20 protein-coding genes and 1 pseudogene are annotated in these 17164 nt (G+C 71.9%); 15 read left to right on the forward strand and 6 right to left on the reverse strand.

All coding sequences use genetic code 11. From position 1 onward, the window contains the following. Positions 1-129 precede the first annotated feature (129 nt). Positions 130-570, forward strand: coding sequence for a nuclear transport factor 2 family protein (locus ACFYZ4_RS09645; RefSeq protein WP_390783490.1), 441 nt, complete (start codon positions 130-132; stop codon positions 568-570). Here ACFYZ4_RS09645 and ACFYZ4_RS09650 read toward each other — a convergent pair. Beyond that, positions 515-1771: an MFS transporter gene (locus ACFYZ4_RS09650; protein WP_390783491.1), complete on the reverse strand. Its 1257-nt coding sequence runs from the start codon at positions 1769-1771 to the stop codon at positions 515-517. The two genes, ACFYZ4_RS09645 and ACFYZ4_RS09650, sit on opposite strands and share 56 nt — an antisense overlap. A 98-nt stretch (positions 1772-1869) precedes the next feature. On the opposite strand from ACFYZ4_RS09650, the gene ACFYZ4_RS09655 reads away from it, so the two are divergent. Further along, entirely contained in the window at positions 1870-3000 is a 1131-nt protein-coding gene (locus tag ACFYZ4_RS09655) for a DUF5937 family protein (RefSeq protein ID WP_390783492.1), read from the forward strand. Positions 3001-3042: 42 nt separating this feature from the next. On the opposite strand, the gene ACFYZ4_RS09660 is transcribed toward ACFYZ4_RS09655, so the two are convergent. Then, positions 3043-3759: a DUF4241 domain-containing protein gene (locus ACFYZ4_RS09660; RefSeq protein WP_390783493.1), complete on the reverse strand. Its 717-nt coding sequence runs from the start codon at positions 3757-3759 to the stop codon at positions 3043-3045. A 300-nt stretch (positions 3760-4059) separates the two neighbouring features. Between ACFYZ4_RS09660 and ACFYZ4_RS09665 the strand changes: the two genes are divergently transcribed. Next, positions 4060-4731 (forward strand): DUF998 domain-containing protein, encoded by a 672-nt coding sequence (locus tag ACFYZ4_RS09665; protein ID WP_384343668.1) that lies wholly within the window; start codon positions 4060-4062, stop codon positions 4729-4731. A gap of 277 nt (positions 4732-5008) precedes the next feature. Beyond that, positions 5009-5338: a hypothetical protein gene (locus ACFYZ4_RS09670; protein WP_384343829.1), complete on the forward strand. Its 330-nt coding sequence runs from the start codon at positions 5009-5011 to the stop codon at positions 5336-5338. 151 nt (positions 5339-5489) lie between these two features. On the opposite strand, the gene ACFYZ4_RS09675 is transcribed toward ACFYZ4_RS09670, so the two are convergent. Further along, positions 5490-5624, reverse strand: a complete 135-nt coding sequence (locus ACFYZ4_RS09675; protein WP_390783494.1) for a hypothetical protein — start codon at positions 5622-5624, stop codon at positions 5490-5492. Positions 5625-6008: 384 nt separating this feature from the next. On the opposite strand from ACFYZ4_RS09675, the pseudogene ACFYZ4_RS09680 reads away from it, so the two are divergent. Then, positions 6009-6275 (forward strand): annotated as a pseudogene (locus ACFYZ4_RS09680) (DUF6188 family protein); the annotation flags it as partial. Between the two features lie 126 nt (positions 6276-6401). Here the strand turns inward: ACFYZ4_RS09680 and ACFYZ4_RS09685 are convergent. The 3 genes from ACFYZ4_RS09685 to ACFYZ4_RS09695 all read right to left on the reverse strand — a co-directional run bounded on the left by ACFYZ4_RS09685 (position 6402) and on the right by ACFYZ4_RS09695 (position 8060). Then, a complete protein-coding gene (locus ACFYZ4_RS09685; protein WP_384351298.1) occupies positions 6402-6845 on the reverse strand; it encodes a transglycosylase SLT domain-containing protein in 444 nt (147 codons plus the stop codon). Positions 6846-7155: 310 nt separating this feature from the next. Further along, the gene (locus tag ACFYZ4_RS09690) at positions 7156-7599 is read right to left on the reverse strand and encodes a VOC family protein (protein ID WP_390783495.1); all 444 of its coding nucleotides are present in this window, start codon (positions 7597-7599) and stop codon (positions 7156-7158) included. 137 nt (positions 7600-7736) lie between these two features. Beyond that, complete coding sequence (locus ACFYZ4_RS09695) at positions 7737-8060, reverse strand: hypothetical protein (protein ID WP_390783496.1); 324 nt, start codon at positions 8058-8060, stop codon at positions 7737-7739. A gap of 368 nt (positions 8061-8428) precedes the next feature. Between ACFYZ4_RS09695 and ACFYZ4_RS09700 the strand changes: the two genes are divergently transcribed. The 10 genes from ACFYZ4_RS09700 (at position 8429) to ACFYZ4_RS09745 (ending at position 17164) form a co-directional block, all read left to right on the forward strand. Further along, entirely contained in the window at positions 8429-9799 is a 1371-nt protein-coding gene (locus ACFYZ4_RS09700) for an acyltransferase (RefSeq protein ID WP_351302353.1), read from the forward strand. A 142-nt stretch (positions 9800-9941) separates the two neighbouring features. Next, positions 9942-11405 (forward strand): MFS transporter, encoded by a 1464-nt coding sequence (locus ACFYZ4_RS09705; RefSeq protein WP_390783497.1) that lies wholly within the window; start codon positions 9942-9944, stop codon positions 11403-11405. A 146-nt stretch (positions 11406-11551) separates the two neighbouring features. Beyond that, positions 11552-12634 carry an MBL fold metallo-hydrolase gene (locus ACFYZ4_RS09710; protein ID WP_390783498.1) on the forward strand — a complete coding sequence of 361 codons (1083 nt, stop codon included), beginning with the start codon at positions 11552-11554 and terminating at the stop codon, positions 12632-12634. A 32-nt stretch (positions 12635-12666) separates the two neighbouring features. After that, positions 12667-13563 carry an oxygenase MpaB family protein gene (locus ACFYZ4_RS09715; protein WP_390783812.1) on the forward strand — a complete coding sequence of 299 codons (897 nt, stop codon included), beginning with the start codon at positions 12667-12669 and terminating at the stop codon, positions 13561-13563. Between the two features lie 139 nt (positions 13564-13702). Beyond that, entirely contained in the window at positions 13703-13912 is a 210-nt protein-coding gene (locus tag ACFYZ4_RS09720) for a hypothetical protein (RefSeq protein WP_351302344.1), read from the forward strand. Between the two features lie 75 nt (positions 13913-13987). Next, positions 13988-14233, forward strand: a complete 246-nt coding sequence (locus ACFYZ4_RS09725) for a hypothetical protein (RefSeq protein WP_351302341.1) — start codon at positions 13988-13990, stop codon at positions 14231-14233. Continuing rightward, positions 14230-14637 carry an actin depolymerization factor/cofilin-like domain-containing protein gene (locus ACFYZ4_RS09730; protein WP_351302338.1) on the forward strand — a complete coding sequence of 136 codons (408 nt, stop codon included), beginning with the start codon at positions 14230-14232 and terminating at the stop codon, positions 14635-14637. Before ACFYZ4_RS09725 ends, ACFYZ4_RS09730 begins: the two co-directional genes overlap by 4 nt. An 83-nt stretch (positions 14638-14720) precedes the next feature. Continuing rightward, positions 14721-16025 (forward strand): cytochrome P450, encoded by a 1305-nt coding sequence (locus tag ACFYZ4_RS09735; protein ID WP_351302336.1) that lies wholly within the window; start codon positions 14721-14723, stop codon positions 16023-16025. 29 nt (positions 16026-16054) lie between these two features. Further along, entirely contained in the window at positions 16055-16486 is a 432-nt protein-coding gene (locus tag ACFYZ4_RS09740) for a CBS domain-containing protein (RefSeq protein ID WP_351302333.1), read from the forward strand. Positions 16487-16579: 93 nt separating this feature from the next. Next, positions 16580-17164 (forward strand): DUF2231 domain-containing protein, encoded by a 585-nt coding sequence (locus ACFYZ4_RS09745; protein WP_390783499.1) that lies wholly within the window; start codon positions 16580-16582, stop codon positions 17162-17164.

A 17164-nucleotide genomic window follows, 5' to 3' on the forward strand; every position in this document is an offset into this window, starting at 1 on the left:
GCCTTTCGCCACCGACGGCAGCACCACCACCACGACCCTGGACAACCGGAGTCTCCAGTCCGTATCGTGAAAACGGAGTCGCCAGTCCGATTCTATCTACGGATCCCACCGGATCCCACGGAGGTTGTCATGCCCGAAACTCTCTCACCGCGCGAGGTCTTCCAGAGGCTGATCGAGGGCATCGGCGCCGGGCGGTACACGGAACTGGCCGAGCTCTACGCCGAGGACGCCGTGGTGGAGACCGTCTTCGAGCCCGCCGGTCCGCGCCGGATCGAGGGGCGGGCCGCGCTCAGGGAGCGATTCGCTCTGGTCGCGGCGAGTTCGCCGGTGGAGTTGACCCCGGCGAACGTGGTCGTCCGGGAAACCGACGACGCGGAGGTCGTCGTCGCCGAGTTCGACTACTACGTGCACCACCTGTCGACGGGGCAGACCTTCGAGGCCGCCAACATCCAGGTGCTGCGAGTCCGTGACGGTCTGATCGTCAGCAGCCGGGACTACCACGACCACCTCGCCCTCATCGTGGCCGACGGCAAACTCCCCCAGCTGGTGGCGGCGCTGGAAGGCAAGTAGCGCCGGCGGCGAGGAGCGTCGCAGCGGCGAGGCCGCCCCAGAGGGCGGCCGAGCCGTGGGGTACGAGGCCGGTGATGACCGCCGGGGAGACGGCGAGGCCGAATCCCGTGGAGAGCTCGAAGCGGGCGAGGGTGCGTCCCAGCGCATGGGCCGGGGCGAGGACGGTGACGAGCGCGGTGGCGCTGCCGGCGTAGATGATCTCGCCGATGGTGCAGAGCACGGACACCGCCGCGACGGCCGGGGCGCCCCAGCCGTGTCCCAGTGAGGTCGCCGCGAGGAAGCCCAGGTAGGACACGGTGAGGACCACGCCGGCGATGGCCAGCACGTTCCGCCGCGAGAAGCGGGACATCAGGACGGTGACCGGAACCTGCAGGGCGACCACCAGCACCGTGTTGGCCACGAAGATGGCCGCCGACCACACCGGGGAGGCGTGCAGCTGTGTCACGAGGACGAGAGGGAGCGCGATCTCGGGGACGTTGAGGCAGAACGCGTAGACCACGTTGGCGGCCAGTAGCGCGCGCATCCGGGGCGCGGGCCCGTCGCCCGTGCCCTCGGCCGTGCCCTCGGCCGGGGTGGCAGCTGGGTGCGCGCGCAGCCGGACCGACCAAGCCAGGGCCGCCGCGGTGAGGTAGGCGAGCCCGGTGACGGCTGCCAGCGCCTGCAAGGCGGTGGTGCCGCCCGCCAGGCAGGCGGTGGCGAGGAGAGCGCCCGCGCCCATGCCGGCATTGCGCAGGGCTCGGCCTGCCGCGAGAGCGGTGTCGCGTTCGCGGCCGTGGGCGACCGTGGCCACGAGCGCCGCGTGGGCGGCCGGCCATGCCTGGTTGCCGATGCCGAGGAAGAGTGCCGCCATCGCGAAGGGCCAGACGTGCCCCGCCGGGGTGGCCAGCAGCAGTGCCACGCCCAGTACCCGTACGAGCATCGACGCTGCCACGACCGTGCTGCGTGCGCCCCGGTCCAGCCACCGGCCCACCGCGGGCATGCACACCAGACCCACGACGACGCCGGCCGTCATGGCGATGCCGGTGGCCGGCGCGGACAGCCTCAGCACCGTCACCCCGTAGAGCAGCAGAAAGGGCCGCAGCAGGCCGGTGCCGAGGGCGTCCACGAGCAGGGCGACCGCGTAGCGGGGGCCTCCGGAGCCACGGACGAGGGCGCCGGCGCGGGCGCGGGGCCGGATCTTGGTGGCGGTGGTGGTTGTCATGGCGTCAACGTGCGTTCGGCCACCGGGCCGGGCACGTGGGTTGACGGACATCGTCAACCGATGCCGCCGCCGACCGTCCGGTCACTGATGATGGCGGGGTGACGTTGAGGATCGACATCATCGGACTGCAGTCCGAGCGACTGCGGTTCGCCGCCTCCCCGCTGGCCGAGCTGACCGCGATGCTGCACGTACTGGCCGAACCCGGACACCATCCGCAGCTCGCCGGCTGGGCCGGGGACGTCTGGGCCGGGCTGCGGCCGGAGCTGGCCGAGCGCTTGCGGGAGGCGGAGTTCCTCTGGCGTTCCTCACAAGCGGACTTCCTGATCCCCGCCCGGCCTCGGCAGACCCTCGCCGAGGAGTTGGACGACGTGGACCGGATCGACGACGAAACGTACGTGACGGCCGCGCTCGTCACCACGTGCGGCAGCAACCGCTTCCATTCCGCCGGCCCGTCACCGTCGTCGTCATCGCCGTCGTCGTCACGGCCATCGCCGCCATCGCCGCTCACCGATGCGAGGGCGCGCGAGCGGGCCCTCGACCTGGCCCAGACTCGCGGCGGCCGGCAGGAGGCCTTCGCGGAACGGCTGCTCGCGGACCCGGCCGCCGTGCGGGCTCGGGTGCGTCAGACCCTCGAACAGTGCGCCGAGGCCTTCTTCGACGCCGCCTGGGCGGGCGTCGCCGTACAGCTCGCCACCGACCTGCGCCTGAAGAACGACCTGTTGAGGCACCAGGGCATCGGGGCGGCACTCGCGTCGGTCTCCGGAGCGGTCACCCTTGCACCGGACGGCGACTGCATCGTCGTGGACAAACTGCAGGACAAGTCGACCGCCGCCCACGGCACCGGGGTCACCTTCATCCCCAGTGTCTTCGGCCGCCCGCACCTGGTGGCGGTGCACGCGCCCGGGTGGCAGCCGGTGGTCCAGTACCCCGTGGCCGAACCGAGCCCGTCCGAGCCGGTCCCGCTGGAGACGGTCTCTCTCCGGCTGGAGGCACTCGCGCATCCCGTACGGCTGCGGCTGCTGCGCACCCTGGCCCGCGGCCCGCACACCACGGGCGAGCTGGCCCACACCTGGGAACTCTCGGCCCCGGAGGTCTCCCGCCACCTCGCCGTCCTGCGCCGGGCGGGCCTGCTCACGGCCCGACGGCACGGTCGTTACGTCCGGTACACCCTCAACCTGCCCGATCTGACGGCGCTGGGCACGGACCTGCTGGCGGCCGTACTGCGCTGAGCGCCCCCGGTCTGCCGGAACCTGTGCGGCCGGCCGCCGCGCTCAGGCCAGGGGACTTGTGGCCATCTGGCCGGGCACGATGATCGAAGCCACAGTGCCGGCCCGGCTGCGCCCGATCCAGACCGGGGACCATCCTTCGGCAACGTCGAAGGCGACGAGGTCCGCCTTCAGGTCGTCGTCGGTGCTCTTCTCGAACCAGCCGTCGCACAGGTCCGCGGTGTCCCGGTCCCCGCCGGATCCTCCCCATGAGGCCGCAGCCTGCAGGAAGCGGTGGAACGGCGCCGTCAACGCCTCCCAGGCCTCCGCGTCGGCGATGGCTCCCGTGGCGTCGCTGTCGGAGTAGAACCCGGCGGCCGCGATCTCCGCGTCCCCGATGTCGTCATTCACCCCGATGCCCGCTTCCCAGACGACCACGGGGTCGTCGCTGACGCGCAGCCGGGTCGCGGCGCACTCCCGTCCGTCGAACTGCTCGCCGCCGTGCTCGTACGGGGCCTCCGTCCAGGCCGCCTCCACGGGGTACGTGCCAGGGGGAATCCGGGCCACGATCTCGCGCCCCGCCTCCTCGGACCACGGAGAGTCCACGATCAGCCGACCGCTGGGAACGCGGATCGTGGTCACCTCCTCCACCCCGACCACCGTGACGGAGGTCAGCGGGTCGTCGGCACGTACCCCGAGGCATGCCCCTGGTACGAAGAGCGCCTCCAGGTACGCGGCGACCTCCCGCCCGGCCGCCAGCCGCGGATCCCCCACGTTTGCCATCCCCCGCACCCCACGTTCCCGTATACGAACTGCCCGGCCAGACGATAGGCGGTGCCAGTGACAGTGGCCACGCGCTGCTCGCGGCATCGGTCGACTGCCCGCTCGCGCACCGCGAGCCCCTACGTGCTCGCCGGATCCATCGCGGACGAGGACGCGGCCCCGTTCACCAACTGCCCTCCGCACTCGGCCTCGTTCCGGCGGCTGGGGATTTGTGATCCAGCCCACATGGCCCGGAGCGATGAGTTCGCCGATTGCGGTCGGTCATATGAGGGACAGCATCGACGCGCGGAAGGCCCGGTCATGTCCCACACAGTCAGCACACCCGATCACCTCGCCTCCACCACCCCCGCCACCGCATCGCGCCTCGGAGCACGGCGGGCTCTGGTCGCCGGCATGGCGGCGGGCCCGCTGTTCCTCGGCACCGGCATCGTCCAGGGCTTTGCGCGGGACGGGTTCGACTTCACCCGCAACGCGATCAGCCAGCTGGCTCTCGGCGAAGCGGGCTGGATCCAGACCGTGAACTTCCTTCTCGCCGGGGCCCTGCTGATCGTGGGTGCGGCCGGTCTGCGCCGGATGCTGAGCGGTGGGGCGGGCGGCACGTGGGGCCCGGTTCTGGTCGGTGTCTTCGGCCTCTCCTTCTGGGCCGCCGCGGCCTTGCCGGCCGACGCCGGGGCGGGCTTTCCCGTCGGCGCCCCGGACGCGACCGTGATGAGCGGGCACGGCGCCGGCCACATGGCCGCCGGGATGGTGGGCTACCTCGCCCTGTGTGCCGCGTTCGTCGTCCTGGCCCGCCCGCTCGCCGCCCGGGGACACCGCGGCTGGGCCCTGGCCTCACGTCTCGTACCTGTCGCCGTCCTCGCCGGATTCATGGCCTCGGCCGCCTCCGTCCTGGCCTTCACCGCAGGCGCCGGCCTCGGCTTCGTCTGGCTGACCGCGGTGACGGCCCGCCTGGCCACCGCACCGGCACCGTGACACCGACCGCGTAGTCGGGCAGGTCCACCGCTGCGTCCCGGTACGCGGCCACCAAATCCCCGGCATTACCTCTCCGTGCCACCGGCACTACAGTCGGTGAACCGATCCCTCCCAGGGCTCCCGATACCGGCGGCCTGGTCACCGGCGGGCTGTCAAGCCCCGAGATTCCGGGCCGTGACCCGCAGGCCCCACCCGAGGCGCAATGGAGTCACACCGGACAGCGCAGGAAGGCGTGCAGCCGCCCGCGCCCCTCTCCCCCGAATCCAGGAGCATCCCCATGACCGCCAGGACCCGACGCCTCGCCCCTCTGCTGATCACCGCCCTCCTGGCCGGCGGAGGCGCTTCCCTGGCCACCACCGCACATGCCGCCCCTCAGACCACCCCCCACGTCGCCACCACCGACGGCACTCCCCCGCCCGTCAAGAGCATCAAGCGCATCGGCAAGTCCACGCCCAGGCCCGACCCCGTCAAGCGCATAGGACGAGCCAACAACCCCAGCACCGCCATGCAAGACGCTCGCCAACGCGCTGACAGCCGTTCCTGGAGCAACCACCCAGGCGGATACGGCGGCACGGGTGGCCACTCCTTCCCCAGTACGGCTCCCTAGACCACGCCCAGCGGTCGATGTCCGCCATCGCCGAGGGCTGGAACCGCAGGGGTATGTCCCGCGGCACATAGGCCGAGTTGGGTGCCCAGTTGGTAGAAGTACGGCGTGAGGTCCTTGAGGGGGGTCTGGTCGGTGTAGCCGGGCAACTGGGTCACCTGAGCGACCCAGGCGTAGAGGGCATCGTCGGTTCAAAGGAACCCTGGTCGGGGTGCCGATGGTCGGTGGGCTGCCGGTAGCTGAGGTCGAGGACGACCTGGCCTGGGGCGGTGGGCCGTTCGCCGAGCACGCGTATTCCGGGGACGGCCTCGATCCGGTCCCGGATGTCGCTGTCCGCCGGGTCCGCCGAACGCGCCAGAGCCGGCGCGGACAGGCCGGTGGCCGTGAGCAGGTCAGTAGGAACAGAGCGAGCAGATGTCTTGTCGTTTTCTTCATACCCCCAGACAACCGGATGCGTTGGGCCTGCGGATCCCCCGAGCGTGGAAGGCGTCTCCCCCTCATGGGGGGCGACGTTCCATGCCAGCGAGCGTAGGCATCACGGAACGGCGGAAGGGCCGTCAGAACCGTCCGAGCATGAGGACCGGTGGATCCTGGGCTGCCTCCGAGGCATGGGTGTCGCCAGGATCTGCATCGACTTCCGGCTGACGCTCACCCTCGACGATGGTGGGAGGTCGTGCTTGAAGCACCGGCTCAGCTCTCCTCCGGGTCGCTCCTCACCAACCCTGGCCTGCCTCTGACGCCGGAGGCCCAGGACGTGGCTGCGGCCCTGCCACTGTTCGGGGCGAAAGTCCTTTCCGCGGTCGCGTTCAAGTCCGGCGACCTGCGCATGGTCTTCGACAGTGGCATGCATCTGAACTGCTCGGCCGACCCGTCCTTCGAAGCCTGGCAGATCAGCGGACCGCGAGGATGGCACTTCGTCGCGCAGCCCGGCGGGGACCTTGCCGTCTGGTCCCCCACTGCGGCTAGCCTGACGCGACGGTTTCTGGCGGGGCTGGCGACCGTACACGCGAAGACGCCCGGCCGGAGGAGGTTCCGGCCGAGCGTCTTTGGTATGTCTGCTGGTGGTTTAGTACCAGTGGTTGGCGGACCAGAAGTTCCAGGCGCCGACGGGGCTGCCGTAGCGCTCGTTCATGTAGTCCAGGCCCCACTTGATCTGGGTGGCCGGGTTGGTCTTCCAGTCGGCGCCCGCGGAGGCCATCTTCGACGCGGGCAGGGCCTGGGCCAGGCCGTACGCGCCGGAGGAGGCGTTGGTGGCGGTGTGGTCCCAGCCACTCTCATGCGAGATGATCTTGTCGAAGGCGGCGAACTGGGCCGGGTCCTTGATCATCTGCTGGGCGATCGCCTTGGCACTCGTCGGGGCAGCCTGCGCGGGAACCGCGGCAAGCATGGAACCGGCGACGCCCAGGGCGAGGACGGAACCCACGAGGGTCTTCTTCGAAGCGGCGATACGGCGGATGACAGCGTTGGACACGGAGAAACCTTCCACAGGGGACAAGGGCGGTCGCGGCATGCCGGAGCATGCGTGAGCCACTCACGCGGTGGAGAGGGGTTCGTCGGCGGCGGGTGAAACACCCGTGCCGCCCGGCGACTCATCCAGTTCTACCGACGACGCGGCGCCCTGGCAAAGGTCTCGTGTACTAGCCGACCTCGCAGTCGAGGCCCGGGGGTGGGCGTGAGGGGGGTTGGCGTGGGCGCTTCGCGGTCCACTACCGCCGTTCGTATGTGACCTGGGTCCTGTGGGGCGCCTCACCGCCCAGGGCCCCGCATGTCACCCTCCGCCACCCTTCGTACCCTTCTCGAGGGCGGGACCTCTGCGGCCTTCAGCTGAGCTGTTCGGCCAGTCCGACGATGATGCCCTCGGGGCCGCGGACGTAGCAGAGGCGGTAGCTGTCCTCGTACCGGACCACCTCGCCGACGAGCTCGGCGCCGTGGGTGCGCCGCAGGCGGGCGACGACGTCATCGATGCCGTCCACGGCGAACATGATGCGACGAATGCCCAGCGTGTTCACCGGTGCGTCCTTCGGGTCGGCGCTGATCGCCTTCGGCGTGTGGAACATCGCCAGTTCGATTCGGCCGTGGCCGTCCGGGGTCCGCAGCATCGCGATCTCCTGCCGGACGCCCTCGAGCCCGATGACCCGCTCCGCCCAACGCCCCTCGACGGGAGCCTTGCCCTCCAGCTCCATCCCCAGTTCGACGAAGAACGAAATGGCAACGTCGAGGTCGTCGACGACGATGAGGACGTTGTCCATGCGCTGGATCGTCATGCCGGCTCTCCTTGGTGTCGTACGGCCACCGTGGCCGCATCCACCCCTGGGACGGAGCCGGCAGGCTGTTCTCGACGCGTCGCAGGGCCCGCCTGGAGACCAGGCAACCCGGCGCGGGGACAGGGCCCGACGATCTGTCAGCCGCTGCACTGGGTCAATTCGCCACCCTGCCGGATGCTGTACTGGCCGGGCGGCACGTTCATGACCTGGAAGCCACCGTTCTCGGCGATGTCGACCGTCCCGCCGAAGCCGGCCGACCCGTATACGTACGCCGGGCCCGGGGTGAAGCCGCCCCCGGAGAGGTGCACCTTCCCGTTGTCGAGGACACCGGAGGTGGAACACGTCGCGGCCGGGACGGCGGCCGACGGGGACTGGGCGACCGCCGCGAGGGCGGTCGGGGCAGCGACGAGTGTGATCGCCGCGAGCGGGCTGAGGACGAGGAGGCGTGTGCGACGGTTCATGAGTCTTCCTTAACGGGATGAATCGGGAAGCCGCGGCCGCACGCCCGGCGCCCCGGGCAGGTCCCTCGGGCCCGGTAAGTCGTCGCCGGTGGGGTCCGGCACTGGCGCCCTTTGGCCACGTACCGCGTGCCGCATGCCACGTACCGCGTGTCACGTACAGCGAGTGGGACGCCGTCCCTCGCCGGGAAGCCGGGCCGCGCCGAGGGCCAGGGCCGCCCTTCCATCGTCGCCCCGCCCGTACCCGGGTGCTACCGGGGGCCGCAGCGGCGGGCGTGGGCGGGGACCAGGGACCGGAGATCAGATCCAGCCACCGACCGCCGCCGCTCCAAGACGACGGGGCACTCCCGAGGGTCGGCTATCGTCCCTGCGTGAAGTTCATATCCCCCCTCACCCAGCGCACGGCCGCCGCCCCGGCCGCCGCACCCGGTGCCCGGCTCGGCTGGCTGGATGCGCTCCGTGGCATCGCCGCTCTGATCGTGGCCCTGCACCACTTCGACGTGCTCAGGATGCTGCCCTTCGGGGGCATGGTCTGGCGCAACTTCGACATGGGCCTGTTCGGCGTCATGCTCTTCTTCATCGTCAGCGGCTACATCATCCCGGCGTCGCTGGAGCGACGGGGCGACGTCCGCGCCTTCTGGATCGGCCGGATCTTCCGGATCTACCCGGCCCTGATCGCCGCCTTCGTCCTCTCGATCATGATGCTGCCGGCCGGGGACGGCTCGGTCGCGCTCCTGCGCACCGGCGACGACCTGGCCTCGCTGGTCGCGAACGGCCTGATGCTCCAGGACCTGCTCGGCGTCATCAACGGCATGAACGTCACCTGGACGCTCTGCTACGAGATGGTCTTCTACTTCCTCGTCACCGCGCTGTTCACCCGTGGCCTGCACCGGCACAGTGCGCCGATCGCGGTGGGGCTGGCCGGTGTCGCGCTCGCGGTCGGTACGGCCGTCGGCACGCAGCTGCTGAGCGCGGAGTTCGGCTCGGCCCGGCAGCTCGTGCTGATCGTGACGCCGATCGTGCTCGTGGGCCTCGTCGGTGTGCTCAGCGGCAGGCGCATGCCGACCGGAGCGGGCGCCCTGGTGCTCGCGGGAGTCGGCCTGGTCCTCATCACGCTGAACAGCCGGGCCCCCGCCTTCGAGACCTGGATGATCTTCGCGACCATGTTCGCCGGTACCGTCGTGTACCGCGCGCAGCACGGACAGCTCGCCCGGGTCCCGGCGCTGCTGTCCTGCGGTTTCGTCGTCGTCGCGGGCATCGTGGTCGGATGGCTGTACAACCACGGCGAGGCTCTGGAGCGGACCTGGTCCGCGGGCTGGAAGGCCTGGTCGATCGCCTACCTCTCGGCCTGGGTGCTCTTCGGCATCGGCTTCCTCCTCCGGGAGCGCCGCTTCCCCAAGGCGCTGACCTGGCTCGGCGCGATCAGCTTCTCGGTGTACCTGCTGCACATCCCGCTGCTGCGCACCGTCGAACCGCTGGTGGGCGTTCCCCCGCAGCCGTCCTCGACGCTCGGCCGGATCGTCTGGACGGCGATCTTCCTCGGCGTCGTCATGGCCGTCAGCTACCTGATGTACCGCCTGGTCGAGATGCCGATGCAGCGGCTCGGCCGCCGCGTGCAGAAGGCGGCGGACCGCCGCTGGCCGCGAGCCGTACCCACGGTGGCTGCCACGCCTGCGGCTGCTGCCACCGTCCCCGCCGGGGCCGCGGCCGACGAGGCCCTGTCCGGTACGTCCCGGGCCTGAACGGGCGCAGTCCGTGGCGCCTCGATGACCCACGCGGACGGCGGCCGCACCCGCCGTCCGCGTGGGTCGTTGCCGGGATGGGGATGGTCCGGCTGTATAGGGTCGTGGCAGCCGCCCCTCCCGGCGAGTCAGGAGTGCTGCCGTGGGACCCGTAGCGCCTTCTTCTGCACCCGGCGGCCTCGGTTGGGACCGTCAGACGGCGACGCTGGTACTCCTGTCGTTCGCCATGCTGATCGTCTCGCTCGACCAGTACATCGTGGTCGTGGCGCTCCCCGACATCGCAGCCGACCTGGGCTATTCCGCGCAGACGCTCCAGGCGGTCATCAGCGTCTACGCGGTGGCCTCGGCCGGCTTCCTCCTGTTCGGCGGGCGTGCCGCGGACCTGCTCGGACGACGCCGCATCCTGGCCACCGGCCTCGCGCTCTATGCCGGGGCTGCGTTCGCGGGAGGACTCGCGACCACCCCCGCGGTGCTCCTCGCCGCCCGCGCGGTCCAAGGGCTCGGCGGAGCCCTGGTGTTCCCCACCACCCTGGCGATCATCAACACCACCTTCGCCGAAGGACGGGCCCGCAACCGCGCCCTGGGGATCTGGGGAGGTTCGGGCGCGGCCGGACTCGTAATCGGGGTGCTGCTCGGTGGTCTGCTGACGCAGGTGTTCGGCTGGGAAGCGGTCTTCTTCGTCAACGTCGCCCTGGCCGGCCCGGCGCTGCTCCTCGCGTTCGTGGTGATCCCCCGGGACGGTGAACGCGAGAAGGGCCGCAGGTTCGACCTGCCCGGTGCGCTCAGCATTTCCCTCGGTGTGACACTCGTCGTGTTCGCCCTCGTGCAGGGCCCCGGATGGGGCTGGCTCTCGCCGGGCATCGTCGTGAGCGCGGCCGCGGGCCTGCTGCTGATCGGCGTCTTCGTCGTCATCGAGCGGCGCAGCTCCGACCCGCTCATGCCGCCCCGGGTGCTCGCCAACCCCAACCTGATCACCGGTGTCGTCATCGCCTTCATGTTCATGGCGACCTTCGGATCCGTGCTCTACTTCCTCTCCCTCTACTTCCAGGAAGTGCTGGGCTACGACGCCTTGCAGACCGGCGCCGGCTTCCTCGTCCCGACGGCGGTGGTGGTGGCCGGTTCGGCGACCGCGGGCCGGCTCGTCACCCGGTTCGGTCTCCGGCGCACGTTGGCCGCAGCCCTCACCATCGGCGCGCTCGGTGCGGTCCTACTCGGCCTCGCGATCTCGCCGAACGGTACGTACGTCGGTCTCCTCCCCGGCCTCGTGGCCCTCAGCATCGGCGACGGGGTGGTCTTCACCGCCATGTTCATCGCCGCGGCCACCGGAATCCCCGACCGACAGCAGGGCATCGCCTCGGGCATCGCCTCCACGGGCTCGGGGGTGGGCGCGGCCGTCGGCCTCGCCGTCCTCGTCCTGGTCGCGACCGCCGGTCTCGACGGCCTCTCCGGTGAGCAGCTGCGCATCGCCGTCGCCGACGGGATCCGTACCACGCTGTTCGTGGTGGCGGGCGGCATCGCGTCGACCCTTCTCGTCGCCTTGCGCCGGTGCCCGACACCGTCCGCACCGGTACCGACGCCCGTGCCGTACCAGACCCGTCGCTGCTGACGGCGCCGCCCGGACGGGGAGGGCGGTGCGCAGCGTCGGGACACCACGCCCGGCGCGGCGTAGGCTCGTGCGCGGGGGAGCGCGTGATCGGTACGTGATCGGCAGGAGACCGGTGGTGGGACCCGGACGTGACCGCGGGAGGATCCATGACCGCGCTCGGTGACCTGATCGAAATCGACGAGCGAACCGTGCTGGTCCTCGGGCAGGAACTGTCCGTCGAGCACGATCAGCCGGACGTGGCCAACGCCCTCGTCCACCGGGTCGGCGACACCCTGGTGCTGGTGGACACCGGCGTCACGGCGGCCTTCCGCGCGGCGCTGCGGGAGGCGACGGAGCGGGTCGGGAGCTGGTCCCGGGTCCTGGTGCTGACCACGCACGGCCACCTGGACCACGTCGGCAACAACGACCTGGCCGACGAGTGGGGTGTGCCGGTGGAGCACTACGTACCCGCCCCCGACCTCGACCAGATGCGGGACCCGTCGGGGTACTGGGTGCGGTCCTTCGACCGCATCGTCGGGCTGGCGCCCCTGCCCGCGCCGTCCGCGCTGGCCGGCAAGCTGTTGTCGCTGTTTCAGCCGCTGCGGCCCTTCGGCGCGACGACCCGCACCTACGAGGAGCTGCCGCCGGAGCGGATCCGTATCGGCTCGCTCCGCTTCACCGGCTGGACCTTCGCCGACGGCGCGGTCCGCGTGCTGCGCAGTCAGGGGCACTGCGCCGGACATGTGATCGTGCACCTGCGGGACTGCGGGGTCCTCCACCTGTCCGACGAGGGCAACGGCCCCTGCGGTGCGATGGCCGACGCCGACCAGCTCAAGCTCCAGACCGTCCTCGGCTCCGTCGCGCTCCTCTTCGAGGAGGGGGAAGCCGCAGTCCTCACCGACGGGCACACCTTCGCCCTGCGCCGGGGCGCCGAGGTCGTGTCCTACCTGGACGGGCTGCTGGAGCAGGCCACGGCCCTGCAGGCGGCGACACTCGGGCTGACCGGGGAGAGCGGGCAGGTCCGGCCGAGCGCGTTCACGACGGGCTTCGCCGAACGTTCCGCCGAACTGGGGGGCGACGGCGCCAACCCGAATGCGATGTTCGCCGCCATGTCGGCGGTCAACCAGCTGCGCGAGCTGGGACTGCGGCCGGAGTCCGAAGGCATCGACGCGCTCTGGTCCCGGCCCGCGCTCCGGAACCCGGAGCCGGACTCGCCGAAGCCGGACTCGCCGGAGCCGGACTCGCCGTGACCGGCTCTGCGACGCGGCGCCCCTTCAGCCTGATGGGCCAGTGGAGGACGGTCGTCACAGGTGCCCGTGCTCGGCTGGGCGAGGCACTGTTCCTGCGGGTGGCGGGGCCCGAGGGCCCGGCCACCCGGAAACGCATCCACCTCACGCCCGGTCCCCGCTGGTTCGGGCCGGACCACCCCGTGCGACGGGTCCACGCCGACGCCGCCCTGTTCGTCGGCGGGATCAGCGCCCTGCTCCTGCAGTCCCTGCACCCCCTGGCGATGGCCGCCGTGGCCCGGCACTCCGCCTACCGGGAAGACCCCTGGGGCAGGCTCCAGCGCATCAGCACCTTCCTCGCCTTCACCACCTTCGGCACGGCCGACGACGCCCAACGCGCGGTCGAGCGGGTCATCGCCGTACACAGGACGGTCAGCGGACGGGCTCCCGGGGGCGAGCCGTACGCGGCCACGGATCCGGCCCTCCTCGCGTGGGTGCACGACGCCGAGCTGAGCTGCTTCCTGCACTCCCACCAGCAGTACGGGGCCCGACCGCTGAGCGGCCCGGATCAGGACGCGTACGTGGCCGGCATGGCGCTGGTCGGTGCGGCACTGGGCGTCACCGACCCGCCGCGCACCGTCGCGGAACTCGCCGCGCGCATCGAGGAGCAGCGGCCGCAGCTCCGGGGCACCCCCGAAGCGAGGGACGCGGCCCGGTTCATCCTCCGCCGCCCGCCACTGCCGTGGGCGCTGCGCCTGCCGTACGCGGCCCTGGCCGCAGGTGCGGTCGTACTGCTGCCCGACTGGGCCCGGGCGGAGCTGGGGCTGCCCCGGCGGCTCCCGCTGGAGCGGTGGTGGGTCCGGCCCGTGGCCCGGGCGGCGGTCCGGCTGGTCCGGTGGTCGCTGCCGCCGGCGCCCGTACCGGCCTGGGCCGCCGATCAGGCGGCGCCATGACGGACACCGGCCCGATGGCGTGCGGCCGCGTCGGGGTTTCGCCGGCCGGGGGCCGGGCAGCCGCCCCGCAGGGGCGCGAGAAGCAGGAGCGCCTCAAGGAGCACGAGCGCCTCGGGGAGCAGCAGCGAGGAGGACGGCCATGGACGAGCAGGGCGGTGCGGGAGGAGTCCCGCTGCACCACGGGCACCACGGGCAGGCACATGACCGACACGCGCCGAGCGGCGACCGCCGCGATGATGGGAAGACGGCCGCCGCCGACACGGACGAGGCCAGCCGTCTCGACCGGCCGCAGCAGCCCGAGAAGCCGCGCGGGAAGGGCACCCGCTGGGTGAGCCCCCGCGACGACTGAGGCCGTGTGAGGACCGACGCGAGCGGGCCCGCGTACCGCGAGCAGACCGGCCCGGGTGCATCGAGGAGGTGCGACATGAGCCAGCCCAAGCAGCAGCGTCACCGCGCGCCCACCCCGCCGTCGGAGGCCGTCGGCGAAAGCGGGGACCGCGCGGCCCGCCAGGCAGCGGACGAGGCCGTAGTCGGCCGTACGGGGGACTCCGGTCGCCCGGGTGCCGCAGGCCATTCCGCCAAGCGGCAACGCCCGGGGATCGGCCGCGAGGAACAGATCCGGCAGCATCCGCAGGGAGCCGATCACACCGAGGAGAGCGGATCGCCGTGAGCAGCTCGGGTATCACCGTGGACGGCAGCTGCCTGAGCGCCTTGCAGGAGCTGAAGAGCAAACGGGAGATCAACACGGTCGTCTACCGGCTGAACGAGCCCTTGGAGACGGTTGTCGTCGAGAGCCAGGGCAATCTCACGCACGAGGAGATGCTGGGGTCGCTGCCGGCCGACGAGCCCAGGTTCGTCGTGTACGACCTGCACTTCGCCGCATCGGACGGGGCCCGCAGGAGCGACCTCGTGATGATCTTCTGGATCCCCGACGCTGCGCTGCCGGCGCACAAGCTCGCCTATGCCTCGGCCGATCCCGTCCTCCAGGACCTTCTCGACGGCATCCAGGTCACCGTCCGGGCCACGGACCTGTCCCATCTGGCCTACAACGAGCTCGCATCCCAGGCGGTCTGACCGTGGCCGTGGCCGTGAACATCGACATGATCGTGACCGTGACCGTGACCGTAACGGGGTACGTGACCAGGTAGGTGGAGAACATGTCCGCTCTCTTGACCGACAGCACCCTGTCCCTGCTGGCCCACGGCTACGCATGGGGTCCCGACCTGCGTCGGGCCCATCACGGTGCGCCCGTGGTCCGCACCCACCTGTTCGGTCGTCCGGCGGCGCTCGTGCACGGGCCCGGGGCCGTCGCCCTCTTCTACGACACGGACCACGTACGGCGGCACGGTGCCCTGCCCGCGCAGGTGATCGACCCGCTCTTCGGCGAGGGGGCGGTGCACAGCCTGGACGGGCCGCCACACCGGGTGCGCAAGGAGCTGTTCGTCTCCCTCCTCATGTCGCCGGGCGCCGTCCGTGCCCTGACCGAGGGCGTCGAGCGCGGCTGGCGCGAAGCCGTGACGGGCTGGGAAGGCCGCCGGGTGGTCCTCTTCGACGAGGTGGCCGCACTGCTCACCCGGGCGGTCTGCGACTGGGTGGGGCTGCCGGTCCCGGACGACGCGGCCCGGGAGATCGCCGAGGACTGCGTCACCATGATCGACGGCTCCGCGGGAGCCGGACCCCGGCGGCTGCGGGCCCGACACGCCCGGCGCCGCCAGGAGCAGGCCCTCGCCGCCGCCGTCGTCGACCTCCGCGGAACCGGACCGCACCCGGACGGCATCTTCTCCGCGTCCCGGCACGCGGCCGTGGCCGGGAGCCCGCTGGAAGCGGTCGCCGGGCACCGCGATCAGGACGGCGCCCCGCTCGATCCGCACACGGCGGCCGTGGAGCTGCTGAACATCATCCGTCCCACCGTGGCCATCGCGTGGTTCGCCGTCTTCGCCGCCCACGCCCTCCACCGCCATCCCGGCGGGCGCGAACAGCTGCGTGCCGGTGGGCCGGCGTACGCCCGGGCGTTCGCCCACGAGGTCCGGCGCTTCTACCCCTTCATCCCCTTCATCGGAGCCATCGCCGTCGACGACCTGACTCTCGACGGTCACGAGATCCCCGCCGGGACCCACCTCCTCCTCGACGTGTACGGGCACCACCACGACCCGGATCTGTGGGAACGGCCCTACCACTTCGCCCCCGGGCGCTTCCTCGGTCACGAGCCCGACCGCGACCTGCTGATCCCCCAGGGCGGGGGCGACGCGCGCACCGGCCACCGCTGTCCCGGAGAGGACATCACCGTTTCCCTGCTCGCCGCGCTCGCGCCGGCCCTGGCCGATCTGGACTTCGCCGTACCCCAGCAGGACCTGTCCATCCCCCTGGGCCGGATTCCGACGCGGCCCCGCAGCGGATTCGTCATGGAGGTCGCGCATCAGCCGAGGAGTCACCGCGCCCGGCGGTTCCAGCGCCAGTCGTGAGCCACCGGCGCCCAGCAGTGGGAGGATCCATGACCCGACGTGTCCGTCGTGTCCACGAGGTGATGACCAAGAATCCGGTGGCCGTCGAGAAGTCGACGTCGCTGGCGGAAGTGGCGCGGGTGATGCGGGACGCCGACATCGGGGATGTTCTCGTCGTCGACGAGGGCCGGCTCCGCGGCATCCTGACCGACCGGGACCTGGTCGTGCGTGCCATGGCCGAGAACCGGGATCCCGCGGAGACGACCGTGCAGGCCGTGTGCAGCAGTGCGCCGGTCACCGTACGGCCTGACGACGGTGTGGACCACGCCGTCGATCTCATGCGCCGGAACGCGCTGCGGCGCCTGCCCGTGGAGACCGAGGACGGCGACCTCGTCGGAGTCGTCACCCTGGGCGACCTCGCGGTCGAACAGGACCCCGGCTCGGCCCTCGCGGCGATCTCGGCCGCGGTGCCCGGCACCTGACGCCCGTCACGGCTGCGCCGTTGGCGGGCCGTCCGTTCGGGTGCAGTCGGGGCCACGGTGGGATGGCCGCGCGGCTCCGGGTAGGCGTCGGGTATGAACTCACACGTCCCCGGTACCGAGAAGCCGGCCGGGCAGACCTCGGCGCTCGGTACCGCATCGGCATGTTGGCTGACGGCCCTGGACCGGATCGAGCGGACGACGGTGGCCGATCCGGCGATCAGGGTGATGCAGCGGGGGATCCGCGCGCTCCCGTTGGGCGGCATGCGTGATCTGCTGCGCGGCAGGCCGCTGGGCCACCCCCTGCATCCCGTACTGGTACAGGTGCCGATCGGCTGCTGGCTGTCGGCCGCCGTGCTGGAGGTCGTACCGGGGGCGCAGCATGCGGCGACCACCCTCACCGGCGTCGGGCTGGTGGGGGTCGCCCCGGCGGCGATGGCCGGCTGGGTGGACTGGGCCGACCTGCCGCCGGAGCAGGCCCGGGTCGGGCTGGCCCACGCGGTCTCCAACGCGGCCGCGGTGGCCTGCTACGCCGCGTCCTTGACGGCGCGGCTCCGCGGCCGTTCGGCGAAGGGCCGGCTGTGGTCGCTGGGCGGGCTGGCCGCCGTGGCCGTCACCGGCGCGCTGGGCGGGCACGTGGCCTACCTGCGGCAGGCCGTCGGAACGCATCCCGCGACCTGA

The organism is Streptomyces sp. NPDC001513 (genome assembly GCF_042894695.1).
GTDB lineage: Bacteria > Actinomycetota > Actinomycetes > Streptomycetales > Streptomycetaceae > Streptomyces.

Bases quoted from the DNA above. Each gene is read 5' to 3' on its own strand.
- ACFYZ4_RS09645 (WP_390783490.1), top strand. From the start codon at position 130: ATGCCCGAAACTCTCTCACCGCGCGAGGTCTTCCAGAGGCTGATCGAG.
- ACFYZ4_RS09650 (WP_390783491.1), bottom strand. From the start codon at position 1,771: ATGACAACCACCACCGCCACCAAGATCCGGCCCCGCGCCCGCGCCGGC.
- ACFYZ4_RS09660 (WP_390783493.1), bottom strand. From the start codon at position 3,759: ATGGCAAACGTGGGGGATCCGCGGCTGGCGGCCGGGCGGGAGGTCGCC.
- ACFYZ4_RS09665 (WP_384343668.1), top strand. From the start codon at position 4,060: ATGTCCCACACAGTCAGCACACCCGATCACCTCGCCTCCACCACCCCC.
- ACFYZ4_RS09670 (WP_384343829.1), top strand. From the start codon at position 5,009: ATGACCGCCAGGACCCGACGCCTCGCCCCTCTGCTGATCACCGCCCTC.
- ACFYZ4_RS09685 (WP_384351298.1), bottom strand. From the start codon at position 6,845: ATGCCGCGACCGCCCTTGTCCCCTGTGGAAGGTTTCTCCGTGTCCAAC.
- ACFYZ4_RS09690 (WP_390783495.1), bottom strand. From the start codon at position 7,599: ATGACGATCCAGCGCATGGACAACGTCCTCATCGTCGTCGACGACCTC.
- ACFYZ4_RS09695 (WP_390783496.1), bottom strand. From the start codon at position 8,060: ATGAACCGTCGCACACGCCTCCTCGTCCTCAGCCCGCTCGCGGCGATC.
- ACFYZ4_RS09710 (WP_390783498.1), top strand. From the start codon at position 11,552: ATGACCGCGCTCGGTGACCTGATCGAAATCGACGAGCGAACCGTGCTG.
- ACFYZ4_RS09715 (WP_390783812.1), top strand. From the start codon at position 12,667: ATGGGCCAGTGGAGGACGGTCGTCACAGGTGCCCGTGCTCGGCTGGGC.
- ACFYZ4_RS09720 (WP_351302344.1), top strand. From the start codon at position 13,703: ATGGACGAGCAGGGCGGTGCGGGAGGAGTCCCGCTGCACCACGGGCAC.
- ACFYZ4_RS09725 (WP_351302341.1), top strand. From the start codon at position 13,988: ATGAGCCAGCCCAAGCAGCAGCGTCACCGCGCGCCCACCCCGCCGTCG.
- ACFYZ4_RS09735 (WP_351302336.1), top strand. From the start codon at position 14,721: ATGTCCGCTCTCTTGACCGACAGCACCCTGTCCCTGCTGGCCCACGGC.
- ACFYZ4_RS09740 (WP_351302333.1), top strand. From the start codon at position 16,055: ATGACCCGACGTGTCCGTCGTGTCCACGAGGTGATGACCAAGAATCCG.
- ACFYZ4_RS09745 (WP_390783499.1), top strand. From the start codon at position 16,580: ATGAACTCACACGTCCCCGGTACCGAGAAGCCGGCCGGGCAGACCTCG.